At 65.2% G+C, this 23,519-nt stretch carries 21 protein-coding genes; 5 read left to right on the top strand and 16 right to left on the bottom strand.

The features are described 5' to 3' along the window. Window positions 1-2: 2 nt before the first annotated feature. The 7 genes from BLR24_RS14630 to urtA form a co-directional block, all read right to left on the bottom strand. Complete coding sequence (locus tag BLR24_RS14630) at window positions 3-347, bottom strand: FmdB family zinc ribbon protein (protein WP_093018008.1); 345 nt, start codon at window positions 345-347, stop codon at window positions 3-5. A gap of 7 nt (window positions 348-354) precedes the next feature. After that, window positions 355-1,587: a formamidase gene (gene fmdA, locus BLR24_RS14625; protein WP_093018006.1), complete on the bottom strand. Its 1,233-nt coding sequence runs from the start codon at window positions 1,585-1,587 to the stop codon at window positions 355-357. 23 nt (window positions 1,588-1,610) lie between these two features. Beyond that, on the bottom strand, window positions 1,611-2,300 hold the full coding sequence (urtE, locus tag BLR24_RS14620; RefSeq protein WP_093018259.1) for an urea ABC transporter ATP-binding subunit UrtE: 690 nt from the start codon (window positions 2,298-2,300) through the stop codon (window positions 1,611-1,613). Between the two features lie 327 nt (window positions 2,301-2,627). Further along, a complete protein-coding gene (gene urtD / locus BLR24_RS14615; RefSeq protein WP_093018004.1) occupies window positions 2,628-3,371 on the bottom strand; it encodes an urea ABC transporter ATP-binding protein UrtD in 744 nt (247 codons plus the stop codon). Between the two features lie 18 nt (window positions 3,372-3,389). Beyond that, on the bottom strand, window positions 3,390-4,601 hold the full coding sequence (urtC, locus tag BLR24_RS14610) for an urea ABC transporter permease subunit UrtC (RefSeq protein ID WP_093018256.1): 1,212 nt from the start codon (window positions 4,599-4,601) through the stop codon (window positions 3,390-3,392). Window positions 4,602-4,635: 34 nt separating this feature from the next. After that, a complete protein-coding gene (urtB, locus tag BLR24_RS14605; protein ID WP_093018002.1) occupies window positions 4,636-5,550 on the bottom strand; it encodes an urea ABC transporter permease subunit UrtB in 915 nt (304 codons plus the stop codon). Between the two features lie 143 nt (window positions 5,551-5,693). After that, a complete protein-coding gene (gene urtA, locus BLR24_RS14600) occupies window positions 5,694-6,959 on the bottom strand; it encodes an urea ABC transporter substrate-binding protein (protein WP_021007789.1) in 1,266 nt (421 codons plus the stop codon). 271 nt (window positions 6,960-7,230) lie between these two features. On the opposite strand from urtA, the gene BLR24_RS14595 reads away from it, so the two are divergent. Both BLR24_RS14595 and BLR24_RS14590 read left to right on the top strand, forming a co-directional pair. Next, complete coding sequence (locus tag BLR24_RS14595) at window positions 7,231-10,626, top strand: hybrid sensor histidine kinase/response regulator (RefSeq protein ID WP_254787304.1); 3,396 nt, start codon at window positions 7,231-7,233, stop codon at window positions 10,624-10,626. Then, window positions 10,604-11,515 carry a response regulator transcription factor gene (locus tag BLR24_RS14590; protein WP_093017998.1) on the top strand — a complete coding sequence of 304 codons (912 nt, stop codon included), beginning with the start codon at window positions 10,604-10,606 and terminating at the stop codon, window positions 11,513-11,515. Before BLR24_RS14595 ends, BLR24_RS14590 begins: the two co-directional genes overlap by 23 nt. A 56-nt stretch (window positions 11,516-11,571) precedes the next feature. Here the strand turns inward: BLR24_RS14590 and BLR24_RS30715 are convergent, their stop codons facing one another. Continuing rightward, window positions 11,572-12,015 (bottom strand): hypothetical protein, encoded by a 444-nt coding sequence (locus BLR24_RS30715; protein WP_175543272.1) that lies wholly within the window; start codon window positions 12,013-12,015, stop codon window positions 11,572-11,574. Window positions 12,016-12,213: 198 nt separating this feature from the next. Beyond that, window positions 12,214-13,347, bottom strand: a complete 1,134-nt coding sequence (locus BLR24_RS14585; RefSeq protein ID WP_093017996.1) for a sensor histidine kinase — start codon at window positions 13,345-13,347, stop codon at window positions 12,214-12,216. A gap of 129 nt (window positions 13,348-13,476) precedes the next feature. On the opposite strand from BLR24_RS14585, the gene BLR24_RS14580 reads away from it, so the two are divergent. The 3 genes from BLR24_RS14580 to BLR24_RS14570 all read left to right on the top strand — a co-directional run bounded on the left by BLR24_RS14580 (window position 13,477) and on the right by BLR24_RS14570 (window position 15,514). Continuing rightward, window positions 13,477-13,761, top strand: a complete 285-nt coding sequence (locus BLR24_RS14580; protein ID WP_093017994.1) for a DUF1488 family protein — start codon at window positions 13,477-13,479, stop codon at window positions 13,759-13,761. Between the two features lie 125 nt (window positions 13,762-13,886). Further along, complete coding sequence (locus BLR24_RS14575) at window positions 13,887-14,705, top strand: substrate-binding domain-containing protein (RefSeq protein WP_093017992.1); 819 nt, start codon at window positions 13,887-13,889, stop codon at window positions 14,703-14,705. Window positions 14,706-14,767: 62 nt separating this feature from the next. Beyond that, a complete protein-coding gene (locus BLR24_RS14570) occupies window positions 14,768-15,514 on the top strand; it encodes a transporter substrate-binding domain-containing protein (RefSeq protein ID WP_093017990.1) in 747 nt (248 codons plus the stop codon). A 28-nt stretch (window positions 15,515-15,542) separates the two neighbouring features. On the opposite strand, the gene BLR24_RS14565 is transcribed toward BLR24_RS14570, so the two are convergent. The 7 genes from BLR24_RS14565 to BLR24_RS14535 form a co-directional block, all read right to left on the bottom strand. Next, window positions 15,543-15,953, bottom strand: a complete 411-nt coding sequence (locus BLR24_RS14565; protein WP_093017988.1) for a hypothetical protein — start codon at window positions 15,951-15,953, stop codon at window positions 15,543-15,545. A gap of 11 nt (window positions 15,954-15,964) precedes the next feature. After that, the gene (locus tag BLR24_RS14560) at window positions 15,965-18,193 is read right to left on the bottom strand and encodes a M1 family metallopeptidase (RefSeq protein ID WP_093018254.1); all 2,229 of its coding nucleotides are present in this window, start codon (window positions 18,191-18,193) and stop codon (window positions 15,965-15,967) included. A gap of 676 nt (window positions 18,194-18,869) precedes the next feature. Further along, window positions 18,870-19,976, bottom strand: coding sequence for a porin (locus tag BLR24_RS14555; protein WP_093017986.1), 1,107 nt, complete (start codon window positions 19,974-19,976; stop codon window positions 18,870-18,872). A 38-nt stretch (window positions 19,977-20,014) separates the two neighbouring features. Beyond that, a complete protein-coding gene (locus BLR24_RS14550) occupies window positions 20,015-20,983 on the bottom strand; it encodes a PDR/VanB family oxidoreductase (protein WP_093017984.1) in 969 nt (322 codons plus the stop codon). A gap of 18 nt (window positions 20,984-21,001) precedes the next feature. Continuing rightward, complete coding sequence (locus BLR24_RS14545) at window positions 21,002-22,042, bottom strand: aromatic ring-hydroxylating oxygenase subunit alpha (RefSeq protein ID WP_093017982.1); 1,041 nt, start codon at window positions 22,040-22,042, stop codon at window positions 21,002-21,004. A 26-nt stretch (window positions 22,043-22,068) separates the two neighbouring features. Further along, window positions 22,069-22,290: a recombinase-like helix-turn-helix domain-containing protein gene (locus tag BLR24_RS14540; RefSeq protein WP_093017980.1), complete on the bottom strand. Its 222-nt coding sequence runs from the start codon at window positions 22,288-22,290 to the stop codon at window positions 22,069-22,071. 34 nt (window positions 22,291-22,324) lie between these two features. Next, entirely contained in the window at window positions 22,325-23,494 is a 1,170-nt protein-coding gene (locus BLR24_RS14535; RefSeq protein ID WP_093017978.1) for an FAD-dependent monooxygenase, read from the bottom strand. Between the last annotated feature and the right edge of the window lie 25 nt (window positions 23,495-23,519).

The following is a 23,519-nucleotide window of genomic DNA, read 5'->3' as shown; positions in this document are numbered from 1 at the left end:
CATTAGTGCGAAATCATCCATGGCCGCTTCGACGGCGCAGACTTCGCGCCGTTCGCCGCGGTCACCGTCGCGCTGCGCCTGGACGATCCCGAGCAGCAGCCGCAGCCCGCCGGATGCTTGAAGCGCGCGTAGTCCCGCGAGCTGCCCGGCTCGTGCCGTGTGCGCTCGTTGGTCTCCATCGCACTGCGCGTAGCCGAGGCCATCAACGCGAGCCTTGGCGCGGCCGAAAGTACACGCGGCGATGGGCCTCCGCAATCGGGGCATGCGGCCGGCTCGTCGCGTTGGCCCGAAGGCCGCAGCGCGTCGAATCCGCCGCATTGGCCGCAGGCGTAGTCGTAGGTCGGCATGGGCGCCTCAGGCCAGGTCGTGCGACAGCGGCATGTCGATGCTGCCGTCGATCATCTTCACCGGCCCCGACGCATTCGGGTTGATGTCGAAGTCGAAGATCTGCGTGGGCAGCCAGAGCGTGGCGCAAGAGTTGGGCACATCGACCACGCCGCTGATATGGCCCTGCACGGGCGCCGTGCCCAGGATCGAATAGGCCTGCGCGCCCGAATAGCCGAACTTCTTCAGATACTCGATGGCGTTGAGGCAGGCTTGGCGGTAGGCCACGTTCACGTCGAGGTAGTACTGCTTGCCGGTCTCGTCGACCGAGATGCCTTCGAAGATCAGGTAGTCGTTGTACTGCGGCGTGATCACGCTCGGCTTGAAGATCGGATTCTTGATGCCGTACTTGGCCATGCCGCCCTTGATGAGCGTGACCTTCATGTGCACCCAGCCGGCCATCTCGATGGCGCCGCAAAAGGTGATCTCGCCATCGCCCTGGCTGAAGTGCAGGTCGCCCACCGAAAGGCCCGCGCCGTCGACATACACCGGAAAAAACACCTTCGAGCCGCGCGACAGATCCTTGATGTCGCAGTTGCCGCCGTGCTCGCGCGGCGGCACGGTGCGGGCGCCCTCCGCTGCCGCCTTGGCGCGCGCTTCGCCGCTCATCTTGCCCATGTGGGCGGTGCCGGCCGAGGGCGGGTTGGCCAGGCCTGGCACGCGGGTCGGATCGGTGTCGATGAGCTTCTGCTCGCGTTCGTTCCACATGTCGAGCATCGGCTTGTCGGGCAGGCAGCCGATGAGGCCGGGATGGATCAGGCCCGCAAAGTTGACGCCCGGCACGTGGCGCGAGCTGGTGAACATGCCCTTGAAGTCCCAGATGGATTTTTGCGCTTCGGGAAAATGCTCGGTCAGGAAGCCGCCGCCGTTCTTCTTCGAGAAAAATCCGTTGAAGCCCCAGAGGCTGTCCTGCTTGGCGCCGATGTCGAGCAGGTCGACCACCAGCAGGTCGCCCGGCTCGGCGCCCTTCACGCCCACAGGGCCCGAAAGGTAGTGCACCGTGCTCAGGTCGATGTCGCGCACGTCGTCGGCGCTGTCGTTGTTCTTGATGAAGCCACCGGTCCAGTCGAAGGTTTCGAGGATGAAGTCGTCGCCTGGGTTCACCCAGCAGGCCATCGGAATGTCCGGATGCCAGCGGTTGTGGATCATCTCGTTCTCAGTGGGCGACTTGGTCAAATCGACCTTGATCAGCGTGTCCGTCATTTGCAGTGGCTCCTGGGTTGTGGTTAAACAGAGAGGTAAGCTTTGATGTGATTCACATCGGTCTTGTCGCGCGCGGTCTCATGCACCAGCCGCCCGCCCTCGATCACGAAGAGCCGGTCGGCCACGTCCATGGCAAAACTCAGCACCTGCTCGGACACGACGATGGTGATGCCGCGCAGCTTGCGAATCTCGTTGAGCGCCTTGGCGATGTCCTTGATGATCGAAGGCTGGATACCCTCGGTGGGCTCGTCGAGCAGCAGCACCTTGGGATCGGTGACGAGGGCGCGTGCAATGGCCAGTTGTTGTTGCTGGCCGCCGGAGAGGTTGCCGCCCTTGCGGCGCTTCATGTCCCACAGCACGGGAAAGAGCGCATAGATCTCTTCGGGTATGCGGCGTGTCTTGGAGTTTTCGAGGCCGGTCTGGATGTTTTCCTCGACGGTCAGCGTCGGAAAGATCATTCGACCCTGCGGAACGTAGGCAATGCCTTTGGCCACGCGTTTGAAGCTTTCGTCGCGCGACACGTCCTGTCCCGCCACCTCGATGCGGCCACTCTTCAGCGGCAGCACGCCCATGAGGCTCTTGAACAACGTGGTCTTGCCCATGCCGTTGCGGCCCATGATGGCGATGGTTTCGTTGGCATGGCCTTCGAACGAGAGGCCGTGCAGTGCTTCGCTCTGGCCGTAGGCTGTATGCAGGTCATCGACCTTCAGCATGATGTTGCTCAATTCAATGACTCCTTGAGTGCTTCTGTTCAGGGCGCGTGCAAAGGCCACCGGGTACCCCCTCCGCGAATGTCCCCCGCCTTCGGCTCCTCCTTTATTTCGCTGCGGGGAGCACCCGGCGCCCTGTGCACTGAGGCACGCTGCTGGTGTACCGCTGATCAACGACTGCTCTGAATCACGCTCCCGCTGGCGGGGTGCCTTGCGCAGCGAAATAAAGGAGGAGGCCGCAGGCCGGGGGACATTCGCGGAGAAAGGTACCCCGTCGGCGGGAGCGCGCCCTGAACAGCGCACAACGCAAGCACCAGAAGAACAATTCATCTAGTGCCCCAGATAAACGTCGATGACCTTCGGATCCGCCTGCACCTTCTCCATCGGCCCTTCGGCCAGGATCTTTCCCTGGTGCATCACAGTCACCTTGTGAGCGATCTGCTTCACGAAGGCCATGTCGTGCTCGATGACGATCACCGCCCGGTTCTGGCAAATGCGCTTAAGCAACTCGGCCGTGAGCTCGCGTTCGCGGGCGCTCATGCCGGCAATGGGCTCGTCGAGCATCAGCAACTCGGGCTCTTGCATCAACAGCATGCCGATCTCGAGCCACTGCTTCTGGCCGTGGCTCAACAAGCCCGCCTCGGTGCGCAGCTTGTCGGCCAAGCCGATGTCTTCCGCCACCGCCTGGACCTTGGCCTTGACCTCTTCGTCGCACTTGAAGGCCAGCGCGCCGAACACCGAGCGGCCCTTGGGGAAGGACACCTCGAGGTTCTGGAACACGCTGAGGTTCTCGTAGATCGACGGCGTCTGGAACTTGCGGCCGATGCCCAGCCGCACGCGCTTGTGCTCGGCCATCTTCGTGAGCTCGGTGTTCTTGAACTTGATGCTGCCACCGCTTGCGCGCGTCTTGCCGCAGATCAGGTCGAGCAGTGTGGTCTTGCCGGCGCCGTTGGGGCCGATGATCACGCGCAGCTCGTTCTTGTCGATGTAGAGCGTCAGGTCGTCGATGGCCTTGAAGCCGTCGAAGGAGACGGTCAGGTCTTCCACCGCAAGGGCGAAGTCGGTATTGCTCATGAGTGGATAGCTCCGGGTTCAGGCGCGCTGGCTGCCGACGCCTTCAGGCAACGGCATGTTGGGCAAAGGCGTCGGCGCAAGGGAAACCGGTGCGGGCGGCGGCGTCATCATCATGGGTGCGGGAGGCTGTACCGCCGCCTCCCGCAGCGCCTTGCGACGATCCTTCCACCAGGGCCTGATCTTCTCGTCCCACAGCCCCGCGAGCCCCATCGGGAAGGCCATGGTCACGCCGATGAAGAGCCCCGCCATCAGGAACAGCCACAGGTCCGGAAAGCTCTCCGAGAACAGCGTCTTGCCCGCATTGACCAGCAGCGCGCCGTACACCGCGCCCACCAGGCTCATGCGCCCGCCGACCGCGCAGAAGATCACCATCTCGATGGAAGGCACGATGCCCACGAAGCTCGGCGACATGAAGCCCACCTGCAGCGCGAACATCGCGCCGCCGATGCCCGAGAGCCCGGCCGCCAGGCAGAAGGTGAAGACCTTGAAGTTCGACACGTCGTAGCCCGAGAAGCGCACGCGGTCTTCCTTGTCGCGCATCGCGAGCAGCAGCGTGCCGAGCTTGCTGGTCTGGATCCAGCGGCACAGCACGATGCTGCAGACCAGCAGCCCGACGCAGACGTAGTAGAGAACGTACTTGGCGCCGTCGGTGCGCGTGTCCCAGCCCAGCATCGTCTTCAGGTCGGTCATGCCGTTGACACCGCCGGTGTAGCCCTGCTGTCCGATGATGAGCACGGTGCAGATGAGCGCCACCGCCTGCGTGATGATGGCAAAGTAAACGCCGCCCACGCGGCGCTTGAACATCGCAAAGCTCACCAGCCAGGCCAGTGCCATCGGCGCCAGCACCACCAGCGCCAAACTCAGGGGCAGGCTCTTGAACGGCAGCCACAGCATGGGCAGCTCGGTGATCTGGTTCCAGTCCATGAAGTCCGGAATGCCGGGCGTCGACTGGATCTTGGTCGTGATGGGGTCCGAGGCTTCGAGCTTCAGAAACATCGCCATCGCATAGCCGCCGATGCCGAAGAACACGCCCTGCCCCAGGCTCAGCACGCCGCCGTAGCCCCACACCATCACCAGGCCCACGGCCACGAAGGCGTAGGTGAGGTACTTGCCCACGAGGTTCAGGCGAAAGATGTCGAGCGACAGCGGCAGCACGACTGCGAGCAGCAGCACCAGCAGCAGCAGGCTTCCGAGCTGATAGCGCAGGATCGAGGCCTTGATGAAATTCATCATCGGAACGTTCTCCAAGAAGAAAGCGGGTTCATCAGCGGCGGACTTTCACGGCGAACAGCCCTTGCGGCCGCATCATCAAAATCAGCACAATGAGCGAGAGCGTCAGCACTTTCGCCATCGACCCGGTCATGAAGAATTCCGAGATCGACTGCGTCTGAGCAATGCCGAAGGCCGAGACCACCGTGCCCAGCAGGCTGGCCGCGCCGCCGAAGGTGACGACGAGAAAGGCATCGACGATGTAGAGCGAGCCCGAGGTCGGCCCGGTCGAGCCGATGGTGGTGAAGGCTGCGCCCGCCATGCCGGCAATGCCGCAGCCGATGGCAAAGGTCAGCCGGTCGGTCTTCATGGTGTCGATGCCGGTCGCGTTGGCCATGGTGCGGTTGGCCACAGTGGCGCGCACGCGCAGGCCCCAGCGGCTCTTGTGCAGGGCGACCAGCACGCTGCCGGTGACCAGCGTGGTGAGCGCGAGCACGAACAAGCCATTGATCGGAATGTCGAGGCCCTCGTGGGGCGTCCATGAGCCCATGAGCCACTCGGGCAGCGTGGGGCTCACTTCCTTCGGGCCGATGAAGGTACGGAAGATTTGCTGCAGCCCCAGGCTCACGCCCCACGTGGCCAGCAGCGTGTCGAGCGGCCGCTTGTAGAGATGCCGAATCAGCACCCACTCCACGATCCAGCCGACGATGAAGGCAAAGACGAAAGCAAGGCCGATCGCGATCGGAAAGTAGTACGGCATGAACGCAGGCGCCAGGCTTTCGGTGACGCGTGCGGCCAAGTAGATCGAGTAGGCACCGATGGTCATGAACTCGCCATGCGCCATGTTGATCACGCCCATCTGGCCGAAGATGATCGCGAGCCCAAGGCCCATGAGCAGCAGCACAGCGAAGAGGCTCAGCCCCGCGAAGCCCTGCATCAGGCCGATGTTCATCATGTCCGACAGAGTCATGGAGAGTTCCCGTATTGGCTGTTGGCTCCTTCCCCTTCCGGGGGAAGGTTGGGATGGGGGCAGGCAGGGCGTGCCCATTGGAGGCGCCGCTTGCTCCCACCCCTGCCCTCCCCCAGAGGGGGAGGGAGAAAGTCATCACGGGTTTACTGATAGCCCTTGGGGAACGGATCGGGCTTGATCAGTTCGGCCGACTCAGCAACCACCTTGAACGTCCCATCCAGCTGCCCCTGCCCGATGCGCGCCTTGCTCCACAGGTGGTGGTTCGCATCCAGCTTCACGTAGCCTTCGGGCGCGGTCTTCAGCTCGATGCCGGGCGAGCCCGCCACCACCTTGTCCACGTCGAAGCTACCGGCCTTTTCGACGGCCGCCTTCCAAAGCCACGGGCCCAGGTAGCCCGCCTGCGTCACGTCGCCGATCACGGCGTCCTTGCCGTACTTGGCCTTGAAGGCCTCCACGAACTTCTTGTTGTTCGGGTTGTCGAGCGACTGGAAGTACTTCATCGACGAATAGAAGCCCGCGAAGTTTTCGCCGCCCACGCCGGTCATTTCGTCTTCGGTGACCGCCAGCGTCAGCAGGAACTGCTTGTCGCCGGTGATGCCCGCGGCCTTGAGCTGCTTGTAGAAGGCCACGTTCGAGCCGCCCACCACCGCCGCGAAAATGCAGTCGGGCTTGGCCACCTTGATCTTGTTGATCAGCGAGTTGAAGTTGGTGTGGCCCAGCGGGTAATACTCCTCGCCCTTGACCGAACCCTTCTGGAAATTTTCGATGTGCTTGCGCGCAATCTTCATCGAGGTGCGCGGCCAGATGTAGTCGGAGCCGACGAGGAAGAAGGTCTTGGCCTTCTTCTCCTTCGCGCCCCAGTCCAGGCCCCAGATGATCTGCTGCGTCGCTTCCTGGCCCGTGTAGATCACGTTCTTGCTCTGCTCCAGGCCTTCGTAGAAGGTCGGGTAGTACAAGAGGCCGTTCTCCTTCTCGAACACCGGCAGCACCGCCTTGCGCGAGGCGCTGGTCCAGCAGCCGAATACTGCGGCGCAGTGGTCGTTGACCAACAGCTTCTTCGACTTCTCTGCAAATGTCGGCCAGTCGGAGGCGCCGTCTTCCTTGATGACCTTGATCTTGCGGCCGAGGATGCCGCCCATCGCGTTGATCTGGTCGATGGCGAGCTGCTCGGCCTGGATGGAGCCGGTTTCCGAAATGGCCATGGTGCCGGAGGACGAGTGCAGCTGACCCACCGTCACTTCGGTGTCGGTCACCGCGAGCTTGGTGGTGTTGACCTTGGCCGTGGGGAACTGCGACTGCCCGAAGCTCAGGCCGCTCAGGCCCATCACGGGCAACGCGGCGGCGCCCTGCAGCAGTCGTCTGCGGCGCAATGCCAGGGCATCGAGGGAAGGATCGGAATCACGCGACATCAGGAACTCCAGGCAGGTTGAAGAAAAGAAAAACATGGGTTGGCCGCGCACCATCGCTGTGCATCGGACGGTGCCCCGAGCACCATGGCTGGTACTTTAGAAATCACTCGCTGCGCCGCGAATACGTCATTCAACGTAGCGGCCGGAGGCGCGGCTGCAGCCAGACTCGCAAGCCGTGCACAGGCGACAACAGGCGGCAATCGAGCAGGGAGCGCTTCTTGCTGTGTCTGCCGTCATGCCACTGCCGCCGCCCTCGCCGCAAGAGCCCACCATGCAATCCGTCACCGGCCAGAAGATCTTTCGCATCCGCCGCGACTACAACGCGTGGGTCGCGAACGAAACGCTGGAGGACTACGCGCTGCGCTACACGCCGCGCAGCTTTCGCAAATGGTCGGAGTTCCGCGTCGCCAATGCGGCCTTCGGCGCCACCTCGTTCCTGGCGCTGGAGGCCATCGGCGGCGCCATTGCGCTGAACTACGGCTTCTGGAATGCGCTGTGGGCCATCCTGGTGGTGGGGTTCATCACGTTTCTCACGGGCCTGCCGATTTCCTACTACGCGGCAAAGCACGGCGTCGACATGGACCTGCTCACGCGCGGCGCGGGCTTTGGCTACCTGGGCTCCACGCTCACCTCGCTCATCTATGCGAGCTTCACCTTCATCTTCTTTGCGCTCGAGGCGGCCATCCTCGCGCTGGCGCTGCAGCTGTACCTCGACTGGCCATTGCCGCTCCTTTACCTGCTGTCGTCGATCGTGATCGTGCCGCTGGTGATGCGCGGCATCACTCTCATCTCGGGCCTGCAGCTGTGGACGCAGCCGATCTGGATCGTGCTTTTCATCTGTCCCTTCATTGCGGTGCTGGTGAAAAAGCCCGAGCTGTATGCCGACTTCACCGGCCTCGCGGGCCGCACCTCCGGCAGCAGCAGCTTCGATCCGCTGATGTTCGGCGCCGCCGCCACGGTGGCCTTCTCGCTGGTGGTTCAGATCGGCGAGCAAGTCGACTACCTGCGCTTTCTGCCCGAGAAGACGGCCGCCAACCGGGGCCGCTGGTGGGCCGCGGTGCTGGTGGCGGGGCCTGGCTGGATCGTGCCGGGCATGCTCAAGATGATGGGCGGCGCCTTCCTGGCCTTTTTGGCACTCCAGCACGAGATTCCGGGCAAGCACGCGATCGAGCCCACGCTGATGTACCTCACGGGCTTTTCATACGTGCTGCGCGACCCGGCCTGGGTGCTGGCGATCACCACGCTCTTCGTGGTGGTCTCGCAGATGAAGATCAACCTCACCAACGCCTATGCGGGATCGCTGGCGTGGTCCAACTTCTTCGCGCGCCTCACGCACAGCCATCCGGGGCGCGTGGTGTGGCTGGTATTCAACGTGGTCATTGCCATCCTGCTGATGACGCTGGGCGTGTTCGCGGCGCTCGAGCACGTGCTGGGCTTCTACAGCAACATTGCCATCGCCTGGGTCGGCGCGCTGGTGGCCGACCTGGTCATCAACAAGCCGCTGGGCTGGAGCCCGCGCACCATCGAGTTCAAGCGCGCCCATCTGTACGACATCAACCCGGTCGGCCTGGGCGCGATGCTGGTGGCGGCGGCGCTGGCCATGCTGGCGTATTCCGGCGCGCTGGGCCAATGGGCGCGGGCGTTCTCGCCGTTCATCGCGCTGGTCACCGCGCTGTTGGTCTCGCCGCTTCTGGCATGGCGCACGCGCGGGCGCTACTACCTGGCCCGCACCGACATCCAACGCTGGACGCCCGGGCAGTTGGTCAAGTGCTCGGTGTGCGACAACAGCTTCGAGTCGGAGGACATGGCCCACTGCCCCGCCTACAGCGCGCCGATCTGCTCGCTGTGCTGCACGCTGGAATCGCGCTGCCACGACCGCTGCAAGACCGACTCGCGGGCGGCCGAGCAGATGAGCGGATGGCTCAAGGCGCTGCTGCCGCCCGCGCTGTCGGGGCGGCTCAACTTTCGCGTGGCGCACTACCTGATGGTGGCCACGTCGCTCGTGGCGCTGGTGGCCACGGTGATGGGCGTCGTGTATGCGCAAGAGACCATCGTGGGCTCGGACCTCCTGGACCCGGCCCTTCGCAGCGCCTTTCTCAAGGTGTTTGCGCTGCTCTCGCTGGTGGCGGCGGTGGCCGCGTGGTGGATCGTGCTGGGCAGCGAGAGCCGGCAGATGGCGCAGGAAGAATCCAACCGCCACAACCACCTGCTCACCGTCGAGATCGAGGCGCACAAGCGCACCGACGCCGCGCTGCAGACCGCCAAGGAAGCTGCCGAGGCCGCCAACCAGGCCAAGACCCGCTACGTGGCCGGTATGACCCACGAACTGCGCACGCCGCTCAACAGCATCCTCGGCTATTCGCAGATTCTGCTCAAGGGCGAGGCCGCGGCGCCGCCGCGCGAAGCGGTGCAGACCATCCAGCGCAGCGGCGAGCACATGCTGGGACTGATCGACGGGCTGCTCGACCTGGCGCGCATCGAGGCCGGCCGGCTGCAGCTGGAGCCCGCTCCGCTCGCGCTGCCCGCCTTTCTCGACGAGCTCGTGCACATGGTGCGGCCGCAGGCGGAGAGCAAGGGCCTGGCCTTCGTGTACACGCACAGCGGGCGGCTGCCGCCCTGGGTGCATGCCGATGCCAAACGGCTGCGCCAGATCCTCATCAACCTGCTGGCCAATGCGGTGCGCTTCACCGACAGCGGCACGGTCACTCTGCATGTGGATGCGCGCCGCGAGGTGCTGCGCTTCGACGTGGTCGACACCGGCATCGGCGTAGCGCCGCAAGATCACCAGCGCATCTTCCTTCCGTTCGAGCGCGGCGCCGCCGGTCGCCGGCGCGGCGAGCCCGGCACGGGCCTGGGTCTCACCATCACCGGACTTCTCACGTCGCTGATGGGCGGCGAACTGCGCCTGGCCGATACTTCTCCCGCGGGCAGCACCTTCGGAGTGCGGGTGTACCTGCGCGAAGTGGCCGAGCCGGGGCCCGAGGCGCAGGCCGGCGCACTGCGGCGGCCGGTGTCGGGCTACATCGGCGCGCGCCGAACGCTGCTGGTGGTGGACGACCAGCCGGTGCAGCGCCAGATGCTGGCCGGAATGCTCGCGCCGCTGGGCTTCGAGGTGCGCGAGGCCGCGAGCGGCACCGAGTGCCTCGACAGCCTGCGCGAAAACCTGCCCTCCGCCATTTTGCTGGATCTCACAATGGACGACATGGACGGCTGGCAGACCGCGGCCCTGGTGCGCGCCTCGGGCTTCGACCGCATTCCGATCATCATCGTCTCGGCCAACATGTTCGAGAACCAGAGCGAGCTGCTCCGCGCGGCGGGCTGCCAGGCGTTCGTCGGCAAGCCGGTTATCGAATCGCAGCTGATCGCCGCGCTGGAGCGCCACCTCGGGCTCGAATGGCTGGCGTTGAACGACCCCATGCCACCCAGCGCCGACGTCGCGGTCAGGCCGGAGCAGCTGGCGCTCTCCGAAGACGACCGCGCCGAGCTGATGCGGCTGGTGCAGATGGGTCACGTGCGCGGCCTGCACCAAGTGCTCGATCGGCTCGCCACCGCTTCACCACCGGCTGCGGTCACCTGCACGTGGCTGCGCGGCATGGTCAACCGCTTCGATCTCGACAATCTCCGCAAGGCACTCGCAGAAGAAGATGCAGACACTCTCGCTCCCTGATGAAACCGAACGCCCCGTGGTACTGGTGGTGGACGACGCCCCCAGCAGCCTGGGCATGCTGTGCGACACGCTCGAGGCCAGCGGCTACACCGTGCTGGTGGCAGCCGACGGCGAGGCCGCGCTGCAGCGGCTTGAACTGGTGGTGCCCGACGCTATCCTGCTGGACGGCATGATGCCCGGCCTTTCGGGCTTCGAGACCTGCCGGCGCATCAAGGCCGATGCTGCGCTCGCGCACATTCCGGTGCTGTTCATGACCGGGCTTTCGGAAACCGCGCACGTGGTCGAGGGCTTCGCGTGCGGCGGCGTCGACTACGTCGTGAAGCCGATCCGCGCGCAGGAGGTGCTGGCGCGGCTGCACACGCACACGCGCAACGCGCGCATCACGCGGATGGCGCGCGATGCCGTCGACGTCGCGGGCATGGGCGTGGTCTTCGTCGATGCGCACGGGCGTATCGCATGGCGTTCACCGCAGGCCGCGCTGTGGCTCCAGGCACTCGACGCGCCATCGGCTGCGGGACTGCTGCCAACCTCGCTAGAACCTTCGCTGGCATCCGGCGCAGTCATTGCGCTGGTCACGCCCGCCGGCACACGGCTGTCGGTGCGCAACCTGGGCACTGCCGCCCTCGGTGAGACCATGCTTCTCTTTGCCACCCAGCGCGAAGGCGCGGCGGGCACTTCTGCTTCGGCCCGCCTTGCCGATGCGGCGCTCACGCCGCGCGAGACCGAAGTGCTTTCATGGCTTGCCAAGGGCAAAACCAATCGCGACATCGGAGAAATTCTCGGCACCAGTCCGCGCACGGTGAACAAGCACCTCGAACACATCTTCGAGAAGCTCGGCGTGGAGACGCGCGCCGCCGCGGCGGCGCTGGCGAGCGGACAGCTGGCCTGATTGCGGAATAAAGGGCCGGCAGCCTCGCCGCTGCGCGGCCCTTCAACTGTCCTCTCTTATCTCTTCGTTGCCGGCGTTGCAGGCACCGCAGGTATCGTCGTGTTGGTGTCCGACTTGGACGCCGGCACCGCAGGCGTCGCGGGCGTTGCAGACATCGTGGACGATGAAGATTGCGCCGACGGCGTGGCCGGAGTCGCAGGCGTGGCCGGCGTCGCAGGCGACGTGGCCGTGGCTGGCGTTGCAGGCGTGGCAGGTGTCGCCGGCGTTGCGGCATTGGCCGAGGCGTTGGATCCGCTGGTCGCGCCCGCGCCGTTGCCATTCGCACCGGCAGCGGCGCCTACGCCAGCACTTCCGCCGCCGCTACCGCTACCGCCCCCCGAACCTCCGCCACCACCGCCGCCACCTCCCCCGCCGCCACCCGCGGCCAAGGCAAGGGGTGCAACGCAGGCGCCCATGAGGACCGCCACCAAGGTCGGTGCAATACGCTGTTTCAGCTTCATCGGATTCTCCTTGTTGATGTTTCGACAAAGCCAAGCTAGACGACGCACCAAGCCGTTCTTGTAGTCAAAAGTCAGCATGGCAGGCCGGTCTGATCGGTCGGACGTCCGCATCGCTATGCAATCGATAGCTTCACAGTTCGGCTCGACGGTGTCCGCAGGGATACGGCCAGGAGGGCAGCGCGCGCGGGGGGAGCTCGGCTATCTCGTCGTGCCGCGAGGCAGATGAACAGTGAATGCCGTGCCTTCTGCCGCAGACGACGTCACCGTGATGGTGCCGCCGTGGCCCGTCACGATCTCCCGCGCAATGTAGAGGCCGAGTCCCAGGCTCGTGGCGGGCCGCTCGTGCGGCGCCGATTCGCGGGTCGCAACCTGCACCAGCGGGTTGAAGATCACCTGCATCGCGTCGGGAGGAATCGGCCTGCCCCGATTCTTGACGACCAGGGTCGCATGCGCCCCTTCGTGCCTGATCAGCAACGCCACGGGATAGCTGGGGTCGCCGTGCTGCACGGCATTGCTCAGCAGATTCGTCAGGACCTGGCGCATGCGGGCCGCGTCGAACATCAGGACCACGTCGCCCGGCAGATCGGCAACCAGTGCCCGCTGGGGATACGCCGCGCACACCTCGTCGAAGGCCTCCTGGCACAGGGCGCCCAGGTTGCCTTCCTGCGGAATCACCTCGATGCCCCGGCCGAGCCGGGTACGCGTGTACTCGAGCAGGTCGGTCACCATGTCGTTGATCGACGCAATGCTTCGCCTGGCGATCTGGAGCGTCCGCTCCTTGGGCTTGGCATCACCTGCCAGGCTGAGGAGATCGATGCAGGAACTGAGCGCGCTCAGGGGGTTTCGCAGGTCGTGCCCCAGCACGGCCAGAAAGGTGTCCCTCGAATTGGCGACATGGTCGGAATACGTGGCCATGGCCTCTGCAAGGCCCTGGTCGATGCCCTCGTTGAAACGCACCACTTCTTCGAGCACCGCGGCGTCGACCGCGCCCACCTTTCCCATCCACAAGCGTAGAACCGTGGCCCGCAGCGCGCGATATTCCGCGCCCAGCTGGGACAGATCGAAGCCCACCCGCTGGCGCAAGCCTCCATGTTCGGCGGCAAAGGTCTCTTTTGGGAACGGTACCGCGAGCCCCTTGGATTTGGCTTCGCGCTCCTTTTCGGATTGCGTGGACTCCATTTCGCTAGCAATTGCCAGCAGGATTTCATGCGCATGGTCCCGGAGCTCGACGACGGACATAGTCTCCGCTGGCGGGATCATCGTTCGTGCAAAGGATTCCCACTCGACAAGAATGGGTTCGATGTTGTCTTTGATGAATTGGCTCAGGCGCATGCTGAGCCGAGTATGCACCCGTGTAGGACAACAGGCGGTCCGGCGAGCAGCGCCGGCCTGCCGGAAGCGACGGAAGAAGGGGTACTCGACGAAGCGTATCCTGAGGCTCCTCGTTCCGGAATACACCCCATGACCGAACAGCCGCTTTCCGGGACGAACCCCGTCGCCCCGCCCTTCTTCCACGAGGCCTCCGGCACGGTCCGCTTCTGGGTGCTGGTCGATGGCCAACCCGTGGGCGCGAGCATTGGCCGGGAGGTCTTGCACTACCGCTACCACTCCAACGCTCAGGGCGATGATCCGCTCGAAACTTACACCCAGCACGAGGAGCAAATGGAAGCGGCCGTGCGCCGCCGGGTTGCACAGGGCTCCATCGAGCCGGTGATGCTGCGCGAAAACGATCTACCCCGCAGTTGATTTCGCCCGTGGCTCCAGCGGGCTCGCATTGCTCGCGCCACCCGAGTCGGTAGTTTCCCCAGCAGCGCTGAAGGCTGATTGACAGCCTCGCTGCCTACGATGGATGCAACCACTCAGGAGACACCATGAAATCCCAGCCCTTCTCGTTGAATCGCCTGACCCGCCGCACCGCCCTGCTGGCCGCCGCGGCCGTGCTTGCCGGATGCAGCAGCTTCGGCAGCCCGCCGCGCGCCGGCGGCGACATCCACGTGATGACCTCGGGCGGTTTCACCGCAGCCTACAACGACCTGCGCCCAGGCTTCGAGCGCAGCAGCGGGCGCACGGTCAAGACCGCCTATGGCGCTTCGATGGGCAATGCCGAGGATTCGATTCCGAGCCGGCTGTCGCGCAACGAGCCGGCCGACGTGGTGATCCTTGCGCGACCGGCGCTCGACGCGCTGGTGGCAGAGGGCAAGGTGGTGCCGGGAAGCCAGGTCGACCTGGTGAAGTCGTCCATCGGCTTTGCGGTGCGGAAGGGCGCGCCCAAGCCCGACATTTCAACGGTCGATGCGCTCAAGCGCACGCTTTTGGCCGCGCCTTCCATCGCCTACTCGGCGAGCGCCAGCGGCACGTATTACGAAACCGAACTGCTCAAGAAGCTGGGCATCGAGGAGCAGGTCAAGCCCAAGAGCAAGCGCATCCTGAGCGAACGCGTGGGCACGGTGGTCGCGCGCGGCGATGCGGCGCTGGGGCTGCAACAGGTGAGCGAACTGCTGCCGATCGAAGGCATCGACTACATCGGCCCGCTGCCCGCCGAGGTACAGCGCGTGACGGTGTTCTCGGCCGGCATTGCCACGGCCTCCAAGCAGCCCGATGCGGCGCGCCAGCTGATCCGCTATCTCAACTCGCCCGAGGCCGCGCCGACCATCTCAAAGACCGGCCTCGAGCCGCTGACGGCACGTTGATGCGCTGATGCGGCCGGTCAGTAAACTGGCGCTCATCCTCTTTTTGAAACGATGGACGCGCCATGACCCAGCCACAGCCCATTGCCCCCGCCCTCGTCTCCGCCTTTGCGCCCGGCGGCACGCTGCGAGCGTCGATCAACCTCGGCAACCCGATCCTCGCAAACAAGGACGCGGCCACCGGCGAACCGGTGGGCGTGTCGATCGACCTTGCGCGCGAGTTCGCACGCCGGCTCGGCGTGGGCATCGAGCTCGTGGTGTTCGAGAAGGCGGCGGCATCGGTCGACGCGGTCAAGAACGAGAAGGCCGACATCGGCTTCTTTGCCATCGACCCGGCGCGCAGCGAAGGGCTGCGCTTCACCGCGCCCTACGTGCTGATCGAAGGCAGCTACCTCGTGCGCGACGCATCCGAATTCACCGACAACGCGCAGATCGACCGCGCGGGCCAGCGGATCTCGGTTGGCGCGGGCAGCGCCTACGACCTGTTCCTCACGCGCGAAATCAGGCAGGCCGAGATCGTGCGGCTCCAGGGCGCGGCCGCGGCGTTGGACGCGCTGCGTTCAGGCCAGGTCGAAGTGGCTGCAGGAATTCGCCAGCTGCTCGAAGGCGAGGCACTGCGCGAACCGGGCGTGCGTGTGCTGCCCGGCCGCTTCATGGTGATCCAGCAGGCCATGGGCACGCCGGCCAGCCGCGGCGCCGAGGCACAGGCACTGCTCGCGGCCTTCGTCGAGGAGATGAAGGCCAGCGGCTTCGTGGCCGATGCGCTCGAACGCCACGGCATCGAAGGCGCGATCGTCGCGCCCGCGGCCTAAGCGGCGCGTTTGCCGCGTCGCAAGCGGCTCACAGCTTGTGGACCTCGAGGGGTCCTTGCGAATAGAACAGGAAGTAGCCGGTTTCGGTGCTGAAGTCGTTCTTCTTCCAGCCCGGCGCCACCTTGAACACCCCGAGCTGCCCGCTCGCCACGCCGACGAAGGCAGTGTCCCCGGTGTCGGTGGTGATCCTGCGCCATGCTTCGCGCGTGACGGGCTCCATCTGCATCTTGGGTTCGCTCCATTCGGCGGTGCGCACCTTGTCACGCATGATGTAACGGCCGTCCTGCCGCTCGATCTTGACCAGCTCTTTCAGGACGCCGTTCTTCTTCACGGCATACACGCCGACCAGCTCTGCTTCGGGCCCACCACTCGGCCCGCAAGCGGACAACAACAGCAGCGCAGATGCGCTGGCTACCAGATAGTTGAGTGCTTTCTTCATGAGGCTGCCCTTCAGCGCTTTTGGTTCTCGCGCAGCTTCAGGCTGCCCTGGTAGCGCAGCGCGTGCGGATAGTCTTCCTTGCCGACCGCGTCCTGCGCCATCGTCATCATCATCTTCTGCTGGCTTGCCTCGGTCTTGGCAAGAAGCGTGGACGGCAGGTTGACGATGTTCTTGATCTGGTCGTACTGCACCTGCGTGATGCGCCCTACCGACAGCAGGCGGAACGCGTCCCGTTCGATGTTGAGCAGCAGCGGTTTATTGTCGGCAAAGGTCTGCGCCTTGGCCAGCAGGTCGCTCCAGGACTGGGTGCTGTAGTTGCTCACGTAGTAGTCCTGCCCCGTCGGCCCGGCCAGCACCGCGGTGCAGCCCGGCAGATCCAGCTGAGCGGTGCTGCTCGCCATCACGAAGGTCTTGCGCTGCTCCATCGCGTCGCCGTAGGCCAGCGTCACGGGAATGGTCCATGAAGACGCGGGATAGACGTTCTGGTTGGGAAACGGCTCCTGGCTGATCGACACGTAGGTGCGGTCGCCCGCGCACTGAGCGTCCACCGTCAGCAGCGGCACGCCGGTCTGCCGGATGAAGCTGTCGCCGATGTCAGTCACCTTCTTGCCGCCGCTCGCCTTCTCGAGCGAACTCCACAGCCGCGACGGCGTGACATTGCCGAAGGCATAGTCTTTCAGGTAGATCTGCAGGCCCTTCTGCATCGCCTCCTCGCCGATGTAGTTCTGGATCATCTCCAGCACGTGGCTGCCCTTGTTGTAGACGAAGATCGAGGGGCTGATGAAACCGAAGGAGCCCGCATCGTTGAGGTTGCGCTGCACCGGCACCGCGGTGTTCCGCAGGTCCGCCACCACCACGGTGTGCTTGTCCAGCACGTAGTCGGAGAAGCTGTAGTAGTCGGGGTGGAATTTGATCGTGGTGCGGCGGTCGAACCAGCGCGCGAACGATTCGTTGAGCCACACGTTGTCCCACCAGTCGAGCGTGACCAGGTCGCCGAACCACTGGTGCGCAATTTCGTGCGTGACCACCGTCACCGAATAAAGCGTGGGCGTGTCGCCCGGCTTGGTGAGCACGCGATCGGCAAACTCGAAGATGGAGCCCCAGTTTTCCATGCCGCCAAAGCCGGTGTTGGGCTTGTTGTCGTAGCTGTCGTTGGCGGCCACGGTGTCGAACTTCTTGAACGGCAGCGGAATGCCGGTGTAGTTGTAGTAGTAGTCCATGGCCACTTTGGTCCACTCCATCGCGAAGGTGGCCCAGGTGGAACGGCCCGGCGGCGTGAACCAGCGCAGCGGCATTTCGCTGCCGTCGAGCGGGCTCTTGAAGGTGTCCGAGAGAATGTCGAACTTGCCGCCGCCAAAGAAGGCGAGGTACATCGGCATCGAAGGCGTCTTCTCGAACGACACCTGCTGGTAGCCATCGGGCAGCTTGACGGCGGACTTCTGCGCGGCGTTCGACACCGTCTGCCAATCGCCCGGCACCTCGGCCGAGATCTCGAAGGTGTGGCGAAAGGCCGGCTCGTCCCAGCCCGGGAACCATTGCCTCGCATAGTTGGTTTCGCCCTGCGTCACGATGGCGTCGCTCGTCACGCCCTCGGGCGTGGAAAGGCCTACCTTGAAGACACCCGTGGCCGCAGAGCAGAACGGGTTGCGCGCCATTTCCTCGGGCGGGCAGTACTCCGCATCGGAGAACTGGATCTTGCCGTCCCACTCCATGTGCAGCAGATACTTGCCCTTGGCGATCTGCCCGTCGCTGAGCCGCAGCTGAACGAAGTCGCCCAGCGTCTGCGGCGTGGGTATCAACGCAATGGCCTCGGAGGGATTCGACAGCTTGCGCAAGGTGGTTCGGCCGTTGGCAAACTTCAGGTTGTGCGCGGCAACGACGATCGCATCGACCGGCTTGAGCACTTCGATCTCCACGTCTCCTCGCCCCACGAAGGTCTTGAGCTCCGCATCGGGCCGGAACCACAGCTTGTAGTTGATGGGCCAGACGGTGTCGGGCAGTTCCATCGGCTTCGCGGACCGGTCGATCTGCGCCACGGCCGCATCGGGAGCGAGCGCCGGACCGTCGTCGGGTGTCTTGGGCGACGCCGAACCGTCCGCCGTGAGCGTGGGCGCATTCAATGCGCTGGCTCCCAGCGAAGAATCGCCTCCGCCGCCTCCTCCACCGCAGGCCGCCAAGGTGGCAAGTGTCACGGCGGTGATGGCAAGATGATTGACGGCTGGCTTGACAAGTTTCTTCATGATGATGAACGCCTCTTGGTAAAGACAGGCGCCGCCGCGCATGCACCGGCGGATAGCCGGCAATGCGCGAACGCGCGCGAAAATGGAATGGACGACATATCGACGGGCAGCGCCGCGCCCTCCCGGCGAACAAGACGTTCGTCAGGAAAGACACGAACTGTCCAGCGATTTTTTCAGCCGGTGCGGCGCGAACGCGCCACACCGAACCACGCCGCGCGCGATGCGGGTGGTCCCAGGATGCGGGGAGTGATGGGTTCCATTCCCGTCGATGTGCGAGGGCGATGGAATGCGGCTGAGCCTGAATGCCTGGACGGTTGGCTTAGCGCAAGCGCGTCAACTCTGCGGATTCAGGCAGAGAGGCAACGATTGAAGAAACGATTGAAATAGCGGTCGCAACGGCCAGTTCTCTTGTAGCTGTTCTGAATAGCTTCACGTGCGTTCTCCCTCCTTGGAAGTGCGCACATTTTTAGCTGAGCACAGATGACAGCGTCAACGAGGCGTGGAACTTTTCTCTCTCAAAATGTTCGCGCGCCATACGACGAATGGAGTCATCGATTCCATGCGTGCAATTCACTACGAAGATGGTTCTTTCTTCATGCCGCGCGCAGCGCGCGGGGCGCGAACGGCAGGCACATTCGGTGTGACCAGGCAGCCACACCGAATGCGCGAAGGGAGCCTAGAAGATGTGGCGCATGCCGAACTCGGTGCCGCTGGACGACCGGTTCGGCGTGGTGATGGCGCCCGCAAGCGCTTGTGCCGCGCCATTGTGGTTGCTGATGCGCGCGACCGTGGCATACAGCGCGGTGCGCTTGGACAGGTTGTGCACGTAGCCGATCACCAGCTTCGAGGTGGTCGGCTTCAGCGCTGCGCCGGTGGGCTCGAGCCGGTAGCGCGCATACGAGCCCTTGATCTCGCCCGGGCCAACCGGCAACTGAAAGCCGACCAGCGCGCCCTTGCCATCGGTGCCTCCTTTGGACTCCGTGTAGAGCTCGCCCGTGAACTTCAGGCTCATTAGCGAGGGACCGAAGGTATAGGACGCGCCGAGGTTGGTCACGCGAAGGTCACCGGTCGCGTAGCGCGTCTTGCCGGTGGCCAGTGCGATGTTGAAGCCGCCCTGCAGATAGCCGAAGCGCAAGCCCACGTGGCTGCCGTCGCGCCGGGTCGACCGCAGCGTTCCCGGCATCACGGAGTTCGAGTCGTTCTCGCCCATGGCATACATGGCCTGCCCGTAGAACCCGCCCAGGTTGCCCGGCAGGAAGTAGCCGATGCTGTTCGACGCGCGGGTGCCGGTGGGCGCGGGCAGGCCGCCAAGGCCCGAGAAATAGATCTGGTTGGCCCCGATGCCGCCGCCGGTTCCGAAGGGATCGAAGATGGCCGTGTTCCAGAACGCGGGCACGTAGTCGCGGCCCAGGCGAATCTCGCCGAACGGCCCTGAAAGGCTCACGGTGGAGCGGCGGTTGAAGCTCAGGATGCCCGCAGTGCCGGCACTGCTCGCCTGGTTGTTGACGTTGGAGCCAAAGCCGGTGCCGTTGTCGTTCTGCAGGCCGGCCTCGAGCCAGAAACCGGCCGCGAGCCCGCCGCCCAAGTCTTCGGTCCCGCGAAAACCGATGCGGCTGAACATGTTGCCGCTGTTGGTCAGCTGCACCTTGTGGCTCGAACCATCGCCGCTGCCGCGCGTGTAGGTGACGGCCGCGTCGACCACGCCGAACAGGGTGACGGAAGATTGGGCCAGCGCTCCGCCAGCCGCGCCGGCCGAGGCCAGCGCGAACAAGTACTTTTTCATGGGGTGTGTCTCTACGCTTTCTTGCTTGGTGGGGAAACTCAGATGTCGAGCACCAGCCGCTCGCCCTTGCAGCGAGAGACGCAGATCATCATGGTCTTGTTGGACGCACGTTCGATCTTGGTGAGGATGCCGTCGTGGTGATCGACTTCGCCTTCGAGCACGGCCGTTTCGCAGGCGCCGCAGACGCCTTCCTTGCAGCTGTGGTCGGGGTTCAGGCCAGCGTCGATCAGGCTGTCGAGAATCGACTTGCCGGCCGGCACCTCGACGCTCTTGCCGCTCTTCGCGCACTGCACCACGTAGCTCTGCGTGGCGCTGGGCGCCTCCACGTGGACCGCGGCAAAGCGCTCGATGTGCGCGTTGGCGTAGCCCAGCATTTCGCAGCTCTTCTCGAAGGCATCGAGCATTGGCGTGGGGCCGCAGCAGTAGTAGTGGCTGGTGGCGCCCTTGCCCGCCAGCAGCGCCGCGAGGTCGGGCGGCGCGCCCTTCTCGTCGTCGAAATGCCAGGTGAGCTGCACCGACTTTTCCTTGGCCAGAGCCTCGATCGCATCGCAGAACGCAGCTTCCTTGCGGGTGCGCGCGCAGTACAACAGCTCCACCGGCTGGCCGATGGCCACGAGCCGCTGCAGCATGCACCAGATGGGCGTCACGCCGATGCCGCCGGCCACGAGCACCGAGCGGTCGGCGCCCTCTTGCAGCTTGAAGTTGTTGCGCGGCACCGAGATCGGCAGCGTCATGCCCACGCGCAATTGCTGGTGCACATAGCGCGAGCCGCCGCGGCTCTTGCGGTCGTTGAGCACACCGACCACGTAGCGCTGGCGGTCGCTGGACGGATTGCACAGCGAGTAGCTGCGCACCAGTCCGTTGGGCAGGTGCAGGTCGATGTGGGAGCCGGCCTCGAAGGCGGGAAAGTCCACGGCGGGCGTGGCCGGCCGGAACTCGACACTGATGATGCCGTCGGCCTCGTAGCGCATGGTGTGCACGAGGGCGTTCAGCGTGGGAGAAGACATGGCGATGCTCGCTTCCGGTCAGGCCGTCGTGGTGGCTTCGGCCAGCTGCGCTTGCGCGAGGCCGCGCATGTGGCGGCGCAGGCGGACGATGCCCAGGTCGTGCTGGTACAGGTTTTCGTGCTGGTTCGCGTCGGACTCCATCTCTTCGAGCATCACGCGGTCCTGCTCGAGCACGTGCCAGTGGCGTGCCTCCAGGCGGTTCTTGTAGAGGAAGCGCCAGGTGTCGCGCTCCCAGCCTGGCGTCAGCTTGCGCACGCGCCAGAAGAAGGTGGCCGTCATGCCCTTCACGATCGGCGAGAAAGCGCCGACGATGATGAAGTTGCCGCCGGGGCCGCCGGTCTTGGGGTACGGAATCTCCAGGCGCATCCAGTGGATGCCGGTGTCGGCCCACTCGGTCCAGTCGAAGTTGACGTTGCGCTGGCCTTCCTTCTCGAACACGAAGCCGATGTCGGTCGGGCGGATGCCGAACTTGGCGCTCGAGTCGCCCTCGGCCATCGAATGCGACTGCTTGTGCAGGTAGGTGCCGTGCATCGGGTCCATCACGTTGTCAAGCACGTAGCGGTAGTCGCCCTTCCACTCGGTGTAGCAGAGGAAGCTCGCGTACTCGGCGTCATCCGTGAGCTGCTCGGGCAGCACCAGTGGCGGCGGAACGTCGACCGATTCCTTCGAGTTGTAGACAAACACCGCGCCCGCGCGCTCCTGCACATGGAAATGTCGCGTGGCCTGCGAGCCTTCGAGCTTGCAGCCCGGGCTGCCGGGCACGCGCGTGACGACGCCGTCATGGCGCACCTCGACGCCGTGGTACGGGCACGAGAGCCGGTCGCCCAGCACCACGCCCTGCGACAGCGGCGCACCGCGGTGCGGGCAGCGGTCTTCGAGCGCATGCAGCACGCCTTCGCCGTCGCGCCACAGCGCGAGCTTGCGGCCCAGGCGGCGCAGCGAGATGGGGTTCTCCTTGATGAAGTGCGAGGGGCAGATCGGGTACCAGAGGTCCTTGAGACCGATCTCGAGCAGGTGGTCGACCGGGTCTGCGGCGATGGGGGTGATGGCGATGGTCATGGTGATCTCTCTCTGTCTGTCTCTGCTCAGGCGCCGAGCACGGCCATTTCCTTGCGGTACAGCGCTTCGGTCCACGGCTGGCCGCCAGGCGTGGCCAGGCCGCTGTCGTTGAGCCGCTGCACCAGGCCTGCGAGGTCATGGATGCCGTCGCCGAAGGCGCGTTCGATCACGTCGCCGAGCAGGTCTTCGTAAGTGGTCGCGGGGCGCTGGCGCGCCTGGTGCGGTTGGAGATAGCGGTCTTGTTGCATCGTGGGCCTCCGGGGAGTGAGGGGAATGAATGAATCAGGCGGTGGCCGCGACGGGCGCGCCCAGCGGTACGGCCCAGGCGTCATAGCCGTAGACCCAGTCGGCGTTGCCGCCTTCACGCAGCCAGTTGTTGCCGCGCGAGCCGAGCTGCACCTGGCTGGCGCGCTCGATGCGGGCTTTCTCGTAGCCTTGCAACGCGTCGGCCACATCGGTCATTGCCGCGCCTTCGAGATGACGGGCCAGCACCACGGCGTCTTCGATCGCCATGCCGGCGCCTTGCGCCATGAAGGGCAGCATCGGGTGCGCGGCATCGCCGAGCAGCGCCATGCGGCCTTGCGCCCAGGCGAGCATCGGGTCGCGCTCGTACAGCGCGGTCTTGAGCACCGTGTCGCAGGCGTCGAGCAAGGCGCGTGCCTCGGGGTGGTAGGCGACGTACTGCTCGCGCAGCTCGTCGACGCTGCCTGGGGCCGTCCACGACTCAAGGTGCCAGGTGTCCTGCGGCGTGGTGGCGAAGATGAAGACGTCCTTGCCGCGGTTGAGCGGGAAGGTAACGATCTGGCTCTGCGGGTTCGGGCCCCACCACTTGGTGAAGGCGCCGAGATTCGGCACGCCGGCCACGCGCTCGGCGGGCACCACGGCGCGGTAGGCAACGATGCCGGTGAAGCGCGGGCTCTCTGCGCCGAACATCGCGGTGCGCACGCAGGAATGGATGCCATCGGCGCCAAGCAGCGCGCCGACGCGGGCGCTGGTGCCGTCGGTGAACGAGAGGCTCACGCCCTTCTCGTCCGCAACGATGGTCTCCGCACGCTTGCCGAGTGCGACGCGCTCGGCCGGGAACATGTCGGCCAACGCAGCGAGCAGGTCAGCGCGGTGGATCGTGAGCTGCGGTGCGCCGTAGCGTTCTTCGGCCGAGTCGGCCATCTCCAGGCGCGAGGTCTCCTCGCCGGTGTCGTAGGTGCGGCTGATGCGGTGCGACGGGCGTGCCGCCGTCACACGGGCCGCCTCGCCCACACCAAGGCCGTCGAGTGCGCGCACCGCGTTGGGCGTGAGGTTGATGTCGGCGCCGACGCGGGCGAACTGCTTCGCCTGCTCGAACACGATCACGTCGTGCCCGGCGCGCCGCAGCGCGATGGCAGCCACCAGGCCGCCGATGCCGGCACCGACGATGCCGATGCCGATGCCGATGGTGGATTCGTTTGTCTTCATGGGAGTCTCTGCTTTTTTTGTGGTC

The organism is Variovorax sp. OV700, from assembly GCF_900099805.1.
Taxonomy (GTDB): Bacteria; Pseudomonadota; Gammaproteobacteria; order Burkholderiales; family Burkholderiaceae_C; genus Variovorax.
Note: the sequence above shows the minus strand (reverse complement) of the source record. Positions and strands in the feature narration are given on the sequence as shown.